The organism is Streptomyces sp. MnatMP-M17 (assembly GCF_900091995.1).
Lineage (GTDB): Bacteria > Actinomycetota > Actinomycetes > Streptomycetales > Streptomycetaceae > Streptomyces.
This window is the reverse complement of the sequence record NZ_FMDK01000491.1, coordinates 1-15,157: the sequence shown is the minus strand read 5'-3', so window position 1 is coordinate 15,157 and position 15,157 is coordinate 1. Positions and strand designations below refer to the sequence as shown.

14 protein-coding genes are annotated in these 15,157 nt (G+C 69.0%); 11 read left to right on the top strand and 3 right to left on the bottom strand.

Features of this window, described 5'->3' with window-relative positions:
- Nucleotides 1-3: 3 nt before the first annotated feature.
- Nucleotides 4-2,055, top strand: coding sequence for a radical copper oxidase GlxA (locus GA0115259_RS21895; RefSeq protein ID WP_093599880.1), 2,052 nt, complete (start codon nucleotides 4-6; stop codon nucleotides 2,053-2,055).
- Between the two features lie 2 nt (nucleotides 2,056-2,057).
- Here GA0115259_RS21895 and GA0115259_RS21890 read toward each other — a convergent pair whose 3' ends face one another.
- Nucleotides 2,058-3,128 (bottom strand): glycoside hydrolase family 6 protein, encoded by a 1,071-nt coding sequence (locus tag GA0115259_RS21890; RefSeq protein WP_093599877.1) that lies wholly within the window; start codon nucleotides 3,126-3,128, stop codon nucleotides 2,058-2,060.
- 223 nt (nucleotides 3,129-3,351) lie between these two features.
- On the opposite strand from GA0115259_RS21890, the gene GA0115259_RS21885 reads away from it, so the two are divergent.
- The 6 genes from GA0115259_RS21885 (at nucleotide 3,352) to GA0115259_RS21860 (ending at nucleotide 8,464) form a co-directional block, all read left to right on the top strand.
- Complete coding sequence (locus GA0115259_RS21885; protein WP_093599874.1) at nucleotides 3,352-3,858, top strand: MarR family winged helix-turn-helix transcriptional regulator; 507 nt, start codon at nucleotides 3,352-3,354, stop codon at nucleotides 3,856-3,858.
- Nucleotides 3,859-3,982: 124 nt separating this feature from the next.
- Nucleotides 3,983-4,309 (top strand): DUF3817 domain-containing protein, encoded by a 327-nt coding sequence (locus tag GA0115259_RS21880; RefSeq protein ID WP_093599871.1) that lies wholly within the window; start codon nucleotides 3,983-3,985, stop codon nucleotides 4,307-4,309.
- An 83-nt stretch (nucleotides 4,310-4,392) separates the two neighbouring features.
- On the top strand, nucleotides 4,393-6,093 hold the full coding sequence (locus GA0115259_RS21875; protein ID WP_093599868.1) for an acyl-CoA mutase large subunit family protein: 1,701 nt from the start codon (nucleotides 4,393-4,395) through the stop codon (nucleotides 6,091-6,093).
- 127 nt (nucleotides 6,094-6,220) lie between these two features.
- Nucleotides 6,221-6,676 (top strand): MarR family winged helix-turn-helix transcriptional regulator, encoded by a 456-nt coding sequence (locus GA0115259_RS21870; RefSeq protein ID WP_093599865.1) that lies wholly within the window; start codon nucleotides 6,221-6,223, stop codon nucleotides 6,674-6,676.
- Nucleotides 6,673-7,644, top strand: a complete 972-nt coding sequence (locus GA0115259_RS21865; RefSeq protein ID WP_093599862.1) for an ABC transporter ATP-binding protein — start codon at nucleotides 6,673-6,675, stop codon at nucleotides 7,642-7,644. Before GA0115259_RS21870 ends, GA0115259_RS21865 begins: the two co-directional genes overlap by 4 nt.
- A complete protein-coding gene (locus GA0115259_RS21860) occupies nucleotides 7,604-8,464 on the top strand; it encodes an ABC transporter permease (RefSeq protein ID WP_093599858.1) in 861 nt (286 codons plus the stop codon). Before GA0115259_RS21865 ends, GA0115259_RS21860 begins: the two co-directional genes overlap by 41 nt.
- Nucleotides 8,465-8,483: 19 nt before the next feature.
- On the opposite strand, the gene GA0115259_RS21855 is transcribed toward GA0115259_RS21860, so the two are convergent.
- On the bottom strand, nucleotides 8,484-9,128 hold the full coding sequence (locus GA0115259_RS21855; RefSeq protein ID WP_237540293.1) for a TetR/AcrR family transcriptional regulator: 645 nt from the start codon (nucleotides 9,126-9,128) through the stop codon (nucleotides 8,484-8,486).
- Nucleotides 9,129-9,378: 250 nt separating this feature from the next.
- On the opposite strand from GA0115259_RS21855, the gene GA0115259_RS21850 reads away from it, so the two are divergent.
- The 4 genes from GA0115259_RS21850 (at nucleotide 9,379) to GA0115259_RS21830 (ending at nucleotide 13,742) form a co-directional block, all read left to right on the top strand.
- Nucleotides 9,379-10,350 carry a tetratricopeptide repeat protein gene (locus GA0115259_RS21850; RefSeq protein ID WP_093599852.1) on the top strand — a complete coding sequence of 324 codons (972 nt, stop codon included), beginning with the start codon at nucleotides 9,379-9,381 and terminating at the stop codon, nucleotides 10,348-10,350.
- 662 nt (nucleotides 10,351-11,012) lie between these two features.
- Nucleotides 11,013-11,657, top strand: a complete 645-nt coding sequence (locus GA0115259_RS21840; RefSeq protein ID WP_093599849.1) for a DUF6230 family protein — start codon at nucleotides 11,013-11,015, stop codon at nucleotides 11,655-11,657.
- 125 nt (nucleotides 11,658-11,782) lie between these two features.
- Nucleotides 11,783-12,388, top strand: a complete 606-nt coding sequence (locus GA0115259_RS21835; RefSeq protein ID WP_093599846.1) for a DUF6114 domain-containing protein — start codon at nucleotides 11,783-11,785, stop codon at nucleotides 12,386-12,388.
- Nucleotides 12,378-13,742: a hypothetical protein gene (locus tag GA0115259_RS21830; protein WP_093599843.1), complete on the top strand. Its 1,365-nt coding sequence runs from the start codon at nucleotides 12,378-12,380 to the stop codon at nucleotides 13,740-13,742. Before GA0115259_RS21835 ends, GA0115259_RS21830 begins: the two co-directional genes overlap by 11 nt.
- A gap of 119 nt (nucleotides 13,743-13,861) precedes the next feature.
- On the opposite strand, the gene GA0115259_RS21825 is transcribed toward GA0115259_RS21830, so the two are convergent.
- Nucleotides 13,862-15,157 (bottom strand): aldehyde dehydrogenase family protein (locus tag GA0115259_RS21825; protein WP_107469244.1); only part of this gene is annotated, 1,296 nt, incomplete at its 5' end.

Genomic DNA, 15,157 nt, shown 5'->3' with positions numbered 1-15,157 from the left:
GCCATGGCCTCCTACGGGTCCAACTTCTACGGGTCCGACTCCGATGGGTCCCAGTCCGATGGGTCCAACTCCAACGGGTACGAACCGTCGAAGAAGTTCACACCGTCGACGAAGTTCAAGAAGACGCTGCTGGGCGGCGGAGCGCTGGTCGTACTCGTGGGGCTCAACGCTCCCGCGGCCTTCTCCTTCGCCCAGGAGAAGTACCACGCGTACAAGATCGCGCAGCCGGGCTACAAGCGGCAGTACGGCTCCTGGGCGAGGCTCGACGTCCCGAAGGAGTTCCGTACGAACGCGATCCACGCGGCCCTGCTGCACACCGGCAAGGTGCTGATCGTCGCCGGCTCGGGCAACAACCAGAAGAAGTTCGACGAGGGATCGTTCGACACGATCCTGTGGAATCCGGCCGACAACAGCTTCAAGAAGATCCCCACTCCGGAGGACTTCTTCTGCTCGGGCCACGCCCAGCTCCCGGACGGCCGGCTGCTGGTGGCGGGCGGCACGGCGCGCTACGAGGTGCTCGACGGCGAGATCCGGCGCGCGGGCGGCGGTATGCGCGTCAAGAACGAGAACCCGGACCGGTCCTACACATTCAAGAAGGGCACCCGCTTCCGCTCTCCGTCGGGCGTCGAGTACGTCAGCACGACCGATGTCACCGTGCCGAAGGCGAAGAAGCAGCTCCAGGTCGGATACGGGAAGGGCGACCGGATGCTGCCCTGGAAGACCAAGGTCACGGCCGGTGAGGCACGGGTCTTCGTGGAGGCGGTCAAAGAGGGCCCGCAGGCGCTGACCACGCAGGCCGCGCAGTACGAGATCGTCGGTCTCAAGGGCAAGGACGCGGACAACCTCTACGGTCTGGCGCAGAAACTCACCACGGAGAAGCAGGACTTCCAGGGCATCAGGTCCGCGTACGAGTTCGATCCGGCGGCCGAGAAGTACATCCCGGTGGACCCGATGAAGGAGGCCCGCTGGTATCCCACGCTGGTCGGTCTGGACGACGGCAGGGTGCTCGCCGTCTCGGGCCTGGACGATGTCGGCGCGGTGCTCACCGGCTACAACGAGCTCTACGACCCGAAGACCAAGAAGTGGTCCAAGGGCCCGGAACGGTACTTCCCGACCTATCCGGCGCTCTTTCTGACCAAGGGCGGAAAGCTTTTCTACTCGGGATCCAACGCCGGGTACGGACCCGCCGACAAGGGCCGGCGGCCGGGTGTGTGGGATCCCGTGAAGAACACCTTCACTCCGGTCGACGGGCTCACCGACGGCGACCAGACCGAGACCTCGGCCTCGCTGATGCTGGCGCCGGTCCAGGACCAGCGGGTGATGCTGCTCGGCGGCGGAGGTGTCGGCGAGTCGGCCAAGGCCACGCCGCGTACGGCGATCATCGACCTGAACAAGGAGAGCCCGACGTTCCAGGAAGGGCCTCGGCTGCCGCAGGGCACGCGCTATCTGAGCAGTGTGCTGCTGCCCGACGACTCGGTGTTCACCACCGGCGGCTCCTCGGACTACCGCGGGCGCAGCGCCAGCGACATCCTCAAGGCGCAGTTCTACGATCCGGCGACCAACTCCTTCCGCCGCGCGGCCGATCCGACCGTGGGCCGCAACTACCACTCGGAGGCGCTGCTGCTGCCGGACGGCCGGGTGGTCACCTTCGGCTCGGACCCGCTCTTCGACGACGCGGACAACACCAAGCTCGGCACCTTCGAACAGCGCGTGGAGATCTACACGCCGCCCTATCTCCAGGGCGACCGCGCCTCCGACAAGAACCGTCCGGCCCTGGGCGAGGGCCCGCGCCGCACGGACCACGACGGCCGGGCGACCTTCCGCACGGCGAAACCGGACCGCATAACCAAGGCCCGTCTGATGCGCCCGAGCGCGGTGACCCACACGACGGACGTCGAACAGCGCTCGATAGAGGTGGGCCTGACCAGAACCAAGGACACGGTGACGATAGAGGTCCCCAAGGACCGCACCCTGGTCCCTCCGGGCTGGTACATGCTCTTCGTCACGGACACAGCGGGCACACCGTCCGAAGCGAAGTGGCTGCTGGTGGAGTGAGGTTACGCCCTGGCCTTCCTGGCCAGGCCAAGGGCGTAGTCGGGCCACCAGGTGCCGGCCGTGGGGCCGCCCCGGCAGGGGCCGTCGGATTCGCCCGGACGTTTGATCCAGAGGTAGGCGTCGAGCAGTTCGTTGCCGGTGTTGGTGGTCGGCGGTGTGCCGAGGGCGCGGCCCGGTGGGTTGCACCAGGCCTCGTCCCGGTCGCCCGAGAGCGGGCCGACGCCGTTTCTGCTGGTGTCGACGGTGAAGTGGGCGTCGCCGAGGAGGCCCGAGAGCCGGGTGCCGAACGTCTTGACCGTGTCGTTCGTCTGGAAGTTGGACACATTGAGCGAGAAGCCGTCGGCCGCTTCGATCCCGGCCCGTTTGAGCGGCTCGGCGAGTCTCGCCGGATCGGAGATCCAGGCCGGGTTGCCGGCGTCCAGATAGACCTTGGTCTTCGGCTGTCGCTTCAGCCGGCTGATCGCGTGGGCGAGCAGCTCGTACCGCTCGGCGTGGTGCTGGGCCGGAGTGCAGCCGTCCGCGAGATGCGGTACGGCGTCCGGCTCCAGGATCACGATGGCCGGAGCGTCACCGATGGCGTCGGCGAAGGCGTCGATCCACTCCCGGTAGTACGCCGCGTCGTGCGCGCCGCCCGCCGAGTACAGGCCGCAGTCGCGGTGCGGGATGTTGTAGGCGACGAAGACCGCCGTCCGCTTGTCCGCGGCGGCGCCCCGTACCGCCCTGCTGATCTCCGGAACGGGATCGTCCCCGGCCGGCCACTCCGCCACCGCTCGCTCCGAGATCCGCCTCAGGGCCTTCGCGTCGTCCGCGCGGCCCTCCTTCTCCCACTGTCTGACCTGGCGCGCCGCGTCGCTCTCCGGATCGATCCAGAAAGGCCCACCGGCCGTGGGGACGGTCTCGCCCCGGGCCGCCTCGCCCTGGACCGCCGTGGCGGTCTGCTCACCGGCGGAGGCCCGCCGGGAGTCGGAGGAGGACGAGGAGCAGGCGGCGGCCGTCAGCGCCAGAACGGTCGTGACGGCGGCGGTGAAGGCGGCGGTGAGTGAGTACGAGCGGTGCGGTCTGCGGCCGGACATACAGCCCCCTCGGACGACGGCTGACCACCGGGGAGTGGTGGACTGGATGTGGTGACTGGGATGCGGTGACTGGTGCCTGGGCAGGTCAAGGATGGCTAATCGTGACATAACGGCACAACGCTGCCGGGCTGCGACACCGCGAGGTACCCGTCGGCCGGGACCGGTCGGACCGAAGGGCGAGACAGGGCTGACCGCTATATGACCAGTGGGTAAGGTCGATGCCGTGCCGAAGCCGCTCAACCTCCCGTTCGATCCCATCGCCCGCGCCGACGAGCACTGGCGGCGGCGCTGGGGTCCGGTTCCCGCCATGGGCGCCATCACCTCGATCATGCGCGCGCACCAGATCCTGCTCGCCGGTGTCGACGCCGTGGTCAAGCCGTACGGACTGACCTTCGCCCGGTACGAGGCGCTGGTGCTGCTCACCTTCTCCAAGGAGGGCGAGCTGCCGATGTCCAAGATCGGCGAGCGGCTCATGGTCCATCCGACCTCGGTCACCAACACCGTGGACCGGCTGGTGACCTCGGGACTGGTCGACAAGCGGCCCAATCCCAGCGACGGACGCGGCACACTCGCCTCCATCACGGACAAGGGCCGCGAGGTGGTGGAGGCCGCCACCCGCGATCTGATGGAGATGGACTTCGGGCTCGGGGCGTACGACGCCGAGGAGTGCGCGGAGATCTTCGCGATGCTGCGCCCGCTACGGGTGGCGGCGCGGGACTTCGAGGAGTAGCGGGCGTCAGCCGCGCGGGTGCGGGCTCCGGTGTACGAGCCGTACCGCGACGCCTTCCGGGCGCGAGCCCGCCGCGTACGGGCCGCCCGAAGACCGCCGATCGCGTCCCGTTACGCTCGTCGCCATGAAACAAAGCGTGCTCTCCCGCTATCGGGTGATGGCGTATGTCACCGCCGTATGGCTGCTGGTCTTCACCGTGGCGATCGTCATGAAGTACGGGTTCGACACCGGCGACACGATGCTGATCTCCCAGATCCACGGTGTGCTCTTCATCATCTATGTGATCTTCGCCTTCGATCTGGGCTCCAAGATGAAGTGGCCCTTCGGCAAGCTGCTCTGGGTGCTGGCCGCCGGCTGTATCCCCGTGGCGTCCTTCTTCGTCGAGCCGAGAGTCACCCGCGAGGTCAGGGTGCGGCTCGCGGAGAGTGATCCCGCCCTCGTCAAGGCCTGACGGCCGCCCTTTCCGCCCGCGCGGACGAACGTGCGGGCGGTTGCCATCGACATTTACTTGGACGTCCTAGTAAATTTGAAGGCATGGACGCTGACGCGATCGACGAGGGCCGCCAGCGCTGGCAGGCTCGCTACGACAAGGCCCGCAAGCGCGACGCGGACTTCACGACGCTCTCCGGTGATCCCGTGGAGCCGGTCTACGGGCCCCGGCCCGGCGACACCTACGCGGGATTCGAGCGGATCGGCTGGCCCGGTGAGTATCCCTTCACCCGAGGACTCCATCCGACCGGCTACCGCGGCCGTACGTGGACCATCCGCCAGTTCGCCGGCTTCGGCAACGCCCTCCAGACCAACGAGCGCTACAAGATGATTCTGGCCGCGGGCGGCGGCGGGCTCTCCGTCGCCTTCGACATGCCGACGCTCATGGGCCGTGACTCCGACGATCCGCGCGCGCTCGGCGAGGTCGGCCACTGCGGTGTCGCCATCGACTCGGCCGCCGACATGGAGATCCTCTTCGGTGACATCCCGCTCGGCGATGTCACCACCTCGATGACGATCAGCGGGCCCGCCATCCCGGTCTTCTGCATGTACCTCGTCGCGGCGGAGCGACAGGGCGTCGATCCGGCGGTGCTCAACGGCACGCTCCAGACCGACATCTTCAAGGAGTACATCGCCCAGAAGGAGTGGCTCTTCCAGCCCGAGCCGCATCTCCGGCTGATCGGCGATCTGATGGAGCACTGCGCGCGCTCCATCCCCGCGTACAAGCCGCTCTCGGTCTCCGGCTACCACATCCGCGAGGCGGGCGCGACGGCCGCGCAGGAGCTGGCGTACACCCTGGCCGACGGCTTCGGCTATGTGGAGCTGGGCCTCAGCCGTGGTCTGGACGTGGACACCTTCGCGTCCGGGCTCTCCTTCTTCTTCGACGCGCATCTCGACTTCTTCGAGGAGATCGCGAAGTTCCGCGCGGCCCGGCGGATCTGGGCGCGCTGGATGAGGGAGGTGTACGGAGCGAGGACCGACAAGGCGCAGTGGCTCCGCTTCCACACACAGACGGCGGGCGTCTCGCTGACCGCGCAGCAGCCGTACAACAACGTCGTACGGACGGCGGTGGAGGCGCTGGCGGCCGTCCTCGGCGGTACGAACTCCCTGCACACCAACGCGCTGGACGAGACTCTCGCCCTGCCGAGCGAACAGGCCGCGGAGATCGCGCTGCGCACGCAGCAGGTACTGATGGAGGAGACGGGCGTGGCCAATGTGGCCGATCCGCTCGGCGGCTCCTGGTATGTCGAGCAGCTCACCGACCGTATCGAGGCCGACGCCGAGAAGATCTTCGACCGGATCAAGGAGCGCGGACTGCGGGCCCACCCGGACGGGCGTCACCCGATCGGCCCTGTCACCTCCGGCATTCTGCGCGGGATAGAGGACGGCTGGTTCACGGGCGAGATCGCCGAGTCGGCGTTCCAGTACCAGCGCTCGCTGGAGAAGGGCGACAAGCGGGTCGTCGGCGTCAATGTGCACCATGGCTCGGTCACCGGCGATCTGGAGATCCTGCGGGTCAGCCATGAGGTCGAGCGCGAGCAGGTGAAGGTGCTCGCGGAGCGCAAGGGCGCCCGCGACGACGCCCGGGTGCGCGCTGGTCTGGAGGCCATGCTGGCCGCGGCGCGCGACGGCTCGAACATGATCGGCCCGATGCTGGAGGCGGTACGGGCGGAGGCCACGCTCGGCGAGATCTGCGGCGTTCTGCGGGACGAGTGGGGCACGTACACGGAGCCGCCCGGCTTCTGAGCCCTGGCGCAAGCCACTGACGGCCGCCCTCTTTCCGGGGGCGGCCGTCGGCGTTCGCCGGAGCCGCCGTCGGCCTTTTCCCCTCGCGTCCTGGCAGTTAGCTCTTAGTCAGAGCTAAAGTGATGGTATGACCACAGCTGAGTTTCCTGACTCGCTCGCCGATGTACTGGCGGGCGTCCAGCGGATGGTCCGGCGCCGGCTGCGTGAAGGGATGACGGCGCCGCGGCTGCGCGGCGCGCAGATCGAGCTGCTGCGGCTGGTCGCGGCGCGGCCCGGGATCCGGGTGTCGGCGGCGGCCAAAGAGCTGTATCTCGCCGGGAACTCGGTCTCCACCCTGGTCAATCAGCTCAGCAGGGCCGGATATCTGCGCCGGGAGACCGATCCGTCCGACCGCAGGTCCGCGCTGCTGCTGCCCACCCAGGCGGCCACCTCGCGGCTGGCGGACTGGGAGGCGCGGCGCTCCGCGCTGGTACGGGAACAGGTGGCCCGGCTGACGGACGAGGAGCGCGCGGCCCTGGCCGCGGCCCTTCCGGCACTGCGCAAGCTCGCCCAGAACCTGCATGAGGAAGTGGAGGGCGTATGACGGACAGAGCCGCAAGCACCACCACCGATACGGCCAATGCCACCACCGGCACAGGTACCGGTACGGGCGCTGGTACCGGTACCGGTACCGACCTCGGCACCGAGGCCGTGAGCTGCCGTGGCCTGGAGTACTCCTTCGGTGACACCAAGGCCGTCTCCCACCTCGACCTCTCCGTCCGCGCGGGCGAGGTCTTCGGACTGCTCGGTCCCAACGGCGCGGGCAAGACGACCGCGATCCGCTGTATCACCACTCTGCTGCCCGTTCCCGCGGGCATGGTGCGGGTGTTCGGGCACGACGCGGCCACGGAGAAGATGGCCGTACGCCGTCTGCTGGGCTATGTACCGCAGCAGCTCTCCGCCGACGCCCAGCTCACCGGCCGCGAGAATGTGACGCTCTTCGCCCGGGTCTTCGACGTCCCGCGCCGCGAGCGCGCCGAACGTGTCGCGCAGGCGCTGGAGGCCGTCGATCTGACGAGCGCGGCCGACCGGATGGCCAAGACCTACTCCGGTGGCATGATCCGCCGTCTCGAACTCGCGCAGGCGCTGGTCAGCGCGCCTCGGCTGCTGATGCTGGACGAGCCGACGATCGGACTCGACCCGATCGCCCGTACCAGCGTCTGGGAGCACATCAACGCCGTACGGCACGCCACAGGCATGACCGTACTGGTGACCACGCACTACATGGACGAGGCCGAGCAGTACTGCGACCGGGTCGGGCTGATGAACCGCGGCCGGATCCATGCCCTCGGCACTCCGGACGAGCTGAGGACCGAGCTGCGCGAGCGCCGCAGGGCCTCGGCCGAAACGGCGGAGGCCGGCACGGCGAAGGGTGAGCCGGTGGCGAAGGACGACGCCATGCCGACGCTGGAAGACGTCTTCCGCGAGGTGGCGGGCCGAGGACTGGACGAGGAAGGAGGCGACTTCCGCGATGTCAGGAACACGCGCCGTACAGCGTCCCGGGTCGGCTGAGGGCCTCGATCCCGCCCGGATCGGTCTGCTGCTCAAGCCGCCGCGCGCCCGTACCGGCTGGCAGGTGCTGCCCGCCCGGGTCATGGCGATGTGCGCGGTCGAGCTCCAGAAGCTGCGCCACGACCGTACCGAGCTGTACACCCGGGCCATCCAGCCCGCGCTGTGGCTGCTGATCTTCGGTGAGACCTTCACCCGGATCAGGGCCATCCCGACCGGCGGCATCCCGTACATCGACTTTCTCGCGCCCGGCATCATCGCCCAGTCCGCGATGTTCATCGCGATCTTCTACGGGATCATGATCATCTGGGAGCGGGACGCGGGCATACTGACCAAACTCCTGGTCACTCCGACGCCGAGAGCCGCCCTGATCAGCGGCAAGGCGTTCGCGTCCGGCGTCAAGGCGCTGATCCAGGCGGTGGTGGTGATCGTCATCGCGACGGCCCTGGGTGTGGGACTGACCTGGAATCCGCTGAAGCTGCTCGGCGTCGCGGTCGCGGTGGTCCTCGGCTCGGCCTTCTTCTCGTGTCTGTCGATGACGATCGCCGGGATCGTGCTGACGCGTGACCGGCTGATGGGCATCGGCCAGGCCATCACCATGCCGCTGTTCTTCGCGTCGAACGCGCTCTATCCGGTGGCGATCATGCCCGGCTGGCTCCAGGTGATCAGCAAGATCAATCCGCTGAGCTATCAAGTGGACGCCCTGCGCGGGCTGCTGCTCGGTACGCCGTCCCATCTGCTGCTGGACTACGGCGTGCTGGCGTTCGCGGCGGTCGTGGGCATCGCGGCGGCCTCGTCGCTGCTGGGCCGTCTGGCGCGGTAGCACCAGCAGGGCGCCACCCTCAGGGCCCGGAGGTTACGGCCGACAGGCCGCCCAGCAACAGGGCCGTGAAGGTGCGCGCCCACTGCCGGTCGACCGGCTCCGCGCTGACCAGCGCGCGGTGGACCACCGTGCCGGCGATCACATCGAAGATCAGATCCGCGGTACGGGCGGCCGTCGCGGCGTCCGGCTCGCGGGGAAGTTCGCCACGGGCCTGCGCGCGCTCGCGCCCGAGCAGCACCAGCCGCTTCTGGCGGTCCACGATCGAGGTACGGATACGCTGCCGCAGCGCCTCGTCCCTCGTGGCCTCCGCGACCACCGCCATCAGCGCGGTCTTGGCCTCCGGCCGCTCCAGCAGCGCCGCGAACTGGAGCACCACGTCCTCGATATCGGTGACGAGGCTGTCGGAGCCCGGGAGTTCGAGCTCGTCGAAGAGCGCCGCGACCGCGTCCACCACCAGCTCGCTCTTGCCCGGCCAGCGCCGGTAGAGCGTGGTCTTGGCGACGCCCGCGCGGCTCGCCACATCGCTCATCGTCAACTTGGGCCAGCCCAGTTCCACCAGAGCGGCCCTGGTCGCCGCCAGGATCGCCGCGTCGGCCTCGGCGCTGCGCGGGCGGCCCGTACGGGACGTAGGCGCATCGACGGGACGGCTGTGGCTGCTGCGCATGACGGCGACCATATCGGCTGGTGGAGAATGTGTTGTGAGCCAGTTCACCGGAAAGATCTCACCTGTGGCCCGGAGCCGGGAGTTACGCTACGAGTCGTAGCGAAAGCCTGTAACGCTTGTGACAGAGGCCGGTGGGGGGCCTTGACGGGCCCGCGGCGACAACCACAAGACGCGAGGTGGGGACCGCGCGTCGAACCGCGGTGTACGCACCGCTTTTCTGAAGTGCGCGCGGAAGGGGGAGGATGTACTCATGCAGCCTAGGAACATGTCCATGAGCGGCGTCGTCGACCTCGCCGCGGTGAAGGCGGCCAACGAGGCCAAGGCGAAGGCGGAGCAGGCCCGTGCCGAGGCGGCCCGCCAGGGAGGCACCGGTGCCGTCCCTCCGTCCAGTCTGGTGACCGACGTCGATGAGGCGGGCTTCGAGCGCGATGTCCTCCAGCGTTCCACGGAGGTCCCGGTCGTCATCGACTTCTGGGCCGAGTGGTGCGAGCCGTGCAAGCAGCTCAGTCCGGTGCTGGAGCGGCTGGCGCGGGAGTACAACGGCCGGTTCGTCCTCGCCAAGATCGATGTCGACGCCAATCAGATGCTGATGCAGCAGTTCGGGATCCAGGGCATCCCGGCGGTCTTCGCGGTGGTGGCCGGACAGGCGCTGCCGCTCTTCCAGGGCGCGGCTCCGGAGGCCCAGATCCGTCAGACGCTCGATCAGCTGATCCAGGTCGGTGAGGAGCGCTTCGGGCTCACCGGTATCGCCGTCGATCCCGGCGCGGAGGCGGAGGGCCCGGCGGAGAGGGTCGTTCCGGCAGGACCGTACGACGCGCTGCTGGAGGCGGCCGTACAGGCGCTGGACGCCAATGACTTCGGCGGCGCGGCCCAGGCGTACCGCAATGTGCTCGCCGACGATCCCGGCAATACGGAGGCCAAGCTCGGCCTCGCCCAGGCCGAACTGCTCGGCCGGGTACGGGCCATGGACCAGACGCAGGTCCGCAAGGACGCGGCGGAGCGGCCGGACGATGTCCAGGCGCAGATCGCCGCGGCCGATCTCGATCTGGTCGGCGGCCATGTGGAGGACGCCTTCGGACGGCTCGTCGAGACCGTACGCCGGACGTTCGGTGACGAGCGGGAGGCGGCGCGCGTACGGCTGTTGCAACTGTTCGAGGTGATCGGCGGTGACGATCCCCGGGTGACGGCGGCGCGTTCGGCCCTCGCGAGAGTGCTCTTCTGACGTTTCCGGCCGGTCCGACGTTTTCTGTGGGCCTGGCGTTGGGCCTGGCGTTCTCCGTCGGTCCGTCGGCCCGATGGTGCCCGCCGGCCTCTCCGCCGCGCCACATGGACGCGGCGGCACAACGGCAACAGCCGCCGCGCTTTACCAAATCTTGATAAAAGCGACTGCTGTTACTGGCAGTAAATCGCCCCCCTTGTTCTGTCCGGCTATGGGGGGCATTCGCCGCTTGTGCCGCACCGTCGGGAGGCACCCTGTGTGGCCGCCCGGCGGCGCCGGGTCGCCTGCCGCTCATCGGGCCGTTACCAGCCAGTAACGAACCCCCTTGTGTCAAGGCCGTGAATGGACCACGATCGGCGACGCTCGGTCCAATTCCGCACCAGCACGGCAACCAGTCGCGCCGTCGGTCCTGGGTCCCCACCGAGCGGACCGGTGGCAGCGCCGCCGGGCCGGACAGGGGGGTTCCTGCCTTCCCGGCAGGGCCTGTCCAGAGGTTGCGCGAAGGCGTGGCCAGTGGTTGTCGCTCGGGGGTGATCGCCGGTGGTTCCGGACGCGGTCCGCGTCTCCGGGCCAGGCGCTCTCCTTCCCGAGGACGTAGCACTTCTCCCATCCCAGGACGGGCTCCCACCCGATCCGGAGATGTACGTCCGAGAAGGAGGAAATTCATGGAGTCCCAAGTGCGTGGCGGGACCAGATGGAAGCGGTTCGCGGTCGTCATGGTGCCGAGCGTGGCCGCGACGGCAGCGATAGGTGTCGCTCTGGCACAGGGGGCGCTGGCGGCCTCGTTCAGTGTGTCCGGCCAGAGCTTCAAGGTGAGTGCCGACAGGCTGGTCGGTGAGGACTTCGTCCAGTACGGAAGCATCGCCGACGGCACGGATCTGAAGGGCAAGAAGACCGCGCATCCGGTCGCCGTCTCCGGATTCAGCAAGGCCACGATCACCAACATGTGCCAGTCGGTGGTCACTCCGGACGTTCCGATCTTCGGGAACGTCAGCCTTGAGCTGCGTGCCGGGCAGGACGCCAAGAACCCGGTCGTGGCAACGAACATCTACCTCGACGTCGCCGAGCTCAAGGCCGACGCGGAGTTCGACGACATCGACATCGGTGTGGCGGCGGGCGATCCGGGCAACGGAACGAAGATCCAGCCCGGAACGGAAGGGAAGGTCAATCCCTTCGGCTTCGCGCAGCGCGCCAGGCTGGCCACGCTCACCAAGGTGGAGCAGACGGCGTGGGCGACCACGGCCGGCACCTTCAAGCTCACCGGTCTGAGCCTGAAGCTGCACACGGGCACCAAGAAGGAGTGCTACTAAGCACGCCCAGGGCGGGCGTGGAGCGTAGGACACGGTCCCGCCCGCCCGCTCCGAGGACACTCCGAACGCTGACCACACTCCGAACACTTTTTCACTGCAACACCGGTTCCAGGGAGCGGTTTTCCATGAGCGGCGAGTCTTCAGGTCCCCGAGGACGATTCACTTACTGGCGGCTTCGGTTCCGTGCCTGGCGAGGCACCCGGCCGTTCTGGGCGGGCCTGTTCACATTGCTGAGCGGAGCGCCGATCGCCTACTTCCCGTACGCGAATCTGCGGCTCGGGCATCTCACCCTGGCCATGGCCACCACCGCGGGCGCGGGTTCGCTGATCATCGGAGTACTGCTGGTCACACTGGGCCTGACGATGTGGTTCCACAGCATCGTCCGGGTGTTCGCGGGCGTGGCCACGATCCTGCTGGCACTGGTCTCACTCCCGGTCTCCAACATCGGCGGCTTCCTCATCGGCTTTGTGCTCGCCCTGCTCGGCGGCGCGCTCTCCGTCTCCTGGGCACCCGGCAAGCCGCCCCGGCCGGCCGCCGAGCACCACATCCCCCACCAGGCGCCGGAGCCCGGCAGGGCCGAACCCGGATGGGCCGGAACCGGAAGGGCCGAACCTGACAGGGCGGCACCCGACAGGGCCGGTGATCCCTTCCCCGTACCGCGCGACGGGGAGGACCCGAACGTGACGGAAACGACTGCCCAAGCCAACGGCGGGAGGAACAGTGCGGGGTGAAGAAGCGCAGCCCATCGCGGCCGGAGGCGATGAATCCCGGGTGAGGAGAGGGCCGCGCCACGCGGCTCCGAAGAAGTCGCTCCTGACCAAGCTGCACATACCCGCCGGCAAGGCCATCGCCCTGGCGGCCATGCCCACGGCGGTCTTCGTGGGCATGGGGCTGACGCCCAGGCTCGCGCTGGCCGACGACAGCAAGGACATACCTTTCGCGCCGGGACCGTGTGTGACGCGCTCGGACGATCCGGACCCGTCGGAGTCGCCCTCGCCCTCGGCATCCCCGTCGGGATCACCGTCCGAGTCGCCCTCGCAGTCGCCCGCGCCGGGCGAGTCGCCGTCGGCCTCGGAGGGATCTGAGGCGGGAACGTCGGAGTCGGGCGCGGCGGAGAGCCCGGTGAAGGGACCGGACTCCGAGGATGCCGCCGCTCCCGCCGGAGCCGGGCCGAAGCCGGCATCGACCGCGAAGCCGACGCCGACTCCCACTCCGGCGAAGTCCAAGAATCCGCTGGATCCGCTGGGGCTGGGTGATGTACTCGGCGACATCCTCGGCGTCTCCGACAAGGAGACACCGGCCACGCCGACACCGAAGCCCTCGGCCATCACACAGAAGCCGGGCGCCGCCGAACCGTCCGCCGAGGCCACGTCCAAGCCCAGGCCCACGCAGAAGCCGGGCAGTCCCGCACGCCCGGACGACGCGGGCGGTGGGGACGGCGCGGGCGGCGCGGCGGGCGCCGTGGTGGACGGTACGGAGAAGGCCATCAGGGACGCGGCCGAGAAAGCCGGCGTCACGGTCGAGGAACTGGACGACGACGCCAAGGGACTCGACGCACACAAGGACGACGACATCCCGGCGGGCGCCGACGGCAAGGAGCCGTACCCTTGCCCGACTCCCGATCCCGAGGCGCTCGCCGCCGCCAAGGAGGAGCAGGGCATCCCGCTGCTGCCGGACGATCCCTGGACGCTGCACAGTTCGCTGCTGACGCTGCGCGGGCTCGACTACCACGGCATCGTCGAGGTGAAGACCGGCAGCGGCAAGGTGAAGAAGGCGCTGAAGTTCACGGCCACCTCGGTGGACATCGGCGATCTGCATCAGACCGTGGTCTATCCCGAGGGCAGGACGGGCCATGTGAAGGCCCGCGAGGGCTCGACGTCCACGATCCGCCACGGCGAAGTGACCATGTACACCGAGGAGTTGAAGGGCAATCTCTTCGGGATCATTCCCATCACCTTCAGCCCGCGGACGCCGCCACCGCTGAACGTACCGTTCGCCTTCTTCACGGAGGTCAAGGTGACACAGGCAGGCCAGTTCGGCGGAACGCTCACCGTCCCGGGCCTCCAGAACTACATCACGGACTGACCGTATGCGGCCCGCACCCCTGACGACGAATCCCAGGGGCGCGGGCCACATGGTGCCCGGCCACATAGCGTCCGACCACATGCCGCTCGACCACATGGCGTGCCCGTACGGCGGGACCGTCACCGCTGGATGGACTTGACCTCCAGGAACTCCGCCAGTCCGAAGGCGCCCATCTCACGGCCGTTGCCCGACTGCTTGTACCCGCCGAAGGGCGCCAGCGGGTTGAACTGGGCACCGTTCACATCGATCTGACCGGCTCGCAGCCGCCCGGCGACGGCGAGTGCGTGCTCCGGCTCGCCGAACACCGCGCCGTTCAGCCCGTAGACGGTGCTGTTGGCGATCTCGACCGCCTGCTCCTCGTCGGTGTACGGGATCACCGACAGCACCGGACCGAAGATCTCCTCCTGTGCGATCACGGCGTCGGGGGCGACGTTCGCGAAGATCGTCGGCTGTACGTAACTGCCGGACTCCAGCCCCTCTATCCGGCCGGGCCCGCCGGTCACGAGCGTGGCACCGTCGGCGATGCCTCGCTCGATATAACCGGTGACCCGCTGCCGCTGCGCCTCGGACACCAGCGGGCCGAGCCGGGTGCTCTCGTCGGCCGGATCGCCGACGGTGTACTCCGCGGCGGCGGCGAGCGCCAGCTCCACGATCTCGTCGTGCCGGGACGCCGGGACCAGCATCCGGCTCCAGGCGCCGCAGACCTGCCCGCTGTTGATCCAGGCGTTGGTCACCCCGAGCGTGACGGCCTGGCCGAGGTCCGCGTCGTCCAGGATCACATTGGCCGACTTGCCGCCCAGCTCCAGCGCGACCCGCTTGACCGTGTCCGACGCGACGACCGAGACGCGCTTGCCGGCCCGGGTGGAGCCCGTGAAGGACACCATGTCGACGCCGGGATGCGCGGCGATCGCCTCGCCGACGACCGGTCCTGTGCCGTTGACGACATTGAGCACACCGGCCGGCAGGCCTGCCTCGGCGGCCACCTCGGCCAGGATGCGCGCGCTCAGCGGGGCCAGCTCGGAGGGCTTGAGGACCACGGTGTTGCCGGCCAGCAGCGCGGGCACCACCTTGGTGACGATCTGCTGGAGCGGGAAGTTCCAGGGCGTGATGGCGCCGACGACACCGATCGGCTCGCGCACGATCAGCGAATTCCCGATCTCCTCCGTCCACGGGAAGTCCGCGGCGAGCCCGGCGACGGCCGCGGACACCGCGACGGGCAGACCGGCCTGGGCGAAGCGGGAGAGCTGGATCGGCGCGCCCATCTCGGCGGTGATCGTGGCCGCGATCTCTTCGGTACGGGCCTTCAGCCCTTCGGAGAGGCGCCGCACGACCGCCGCCCGCTCGACGGGACCGGTCGCGGCCCAGCCGGGAAAGGCGGCGGTCGCGGCGGCGACGGCCCGGGCGACATCGCCGGG

What these genes read in the sequence shown, in the direction of transcription:
- GA0115259_RS21895 (WP_093599880.1), top strand. Translation starts at nt 4, where the DNA reads ATGGCCTCCTACGGGTCCAACTTCTACGGGTCCGACTCCGATGGGTCC.
- GA0115259_RS21890 (WP_093599877.1), bottom strand. Translation starts at nt 3,128, where the DNA reads ATGTCCGGCCGCAGACCGCACCGCTCGTACTCACTCACCGCCGCCTTC.
- GA0115259_RS21880 (WP_093599871.1), top strand. Translation starts at nt 3,983, where the DNA reads ATGAAACAAAGCGTGCTCTCCCGCTATCGGGTGATGGCGTATGTCACC.
- GA0115259_RS21875 (WP_093599868.1), top strand. Translation starts at nt 4,393, where the DNA reads ATGGACGCTGACGCGATCGACGAGGGCCGCCAGCGCTGGCAGGCTCGC.
- GA0115259_RS21870 (WP_093599865.1), top strand. Translation starts at nt 6,221, where the DNA reads ATGACCACAGCTGAGTTTCCTGACTCGCTCGCCGATGTACTGGCGGGC.
- GA0115259_RS21865 (WP_093599862.1), top strand. Translation starts at nt 6,673, where the DNA reads ATGACGGACAGAGCCGCAAGCACCACCACCGATACGGCCAATGCCACC.
- GA0115259_RS21860 (WP_093599858.1), top strand. Translation starts at nt 7,604, where the DNA reads ATGTCAGGAACACGCGCCGTACAGCGTCCCGGGTCGGCTGAGGGCCTC.
- GA0115259_RS21855 (WP_237540293.1), bottom strand. Translation starts at nt 9,128, where the DNA reads ATGCGCAGCAGCCACAGCCGTCCCGTCGATGCGCCTACGTCCCGTACG.
- GA0115259_RS21850 (WP_093599852.1), top strand. Translation starts at nt 9,379, where the DNA reads ATGCAGCCTAGGAACATGTCCATGAGCGGCGTCGTCGACCTCGCCGCG.
- GA0115259_RS21840 (WP_093599849.1), top strand. Translation starts at nt 11,013, where the DNA reads ATGGAGTCCCAAGTGCGTGGCGGGACCAGATGGAAGCGGTTCGCGGTC.
- GA0115259_RS21835 (WP_093599846.1), top strand. Translation starts at nt 11,783, where the DNA reads ATGAGCGGCGAGTCTTCAGGTCCCCGAGGACGATTCACTTACTGGCGG.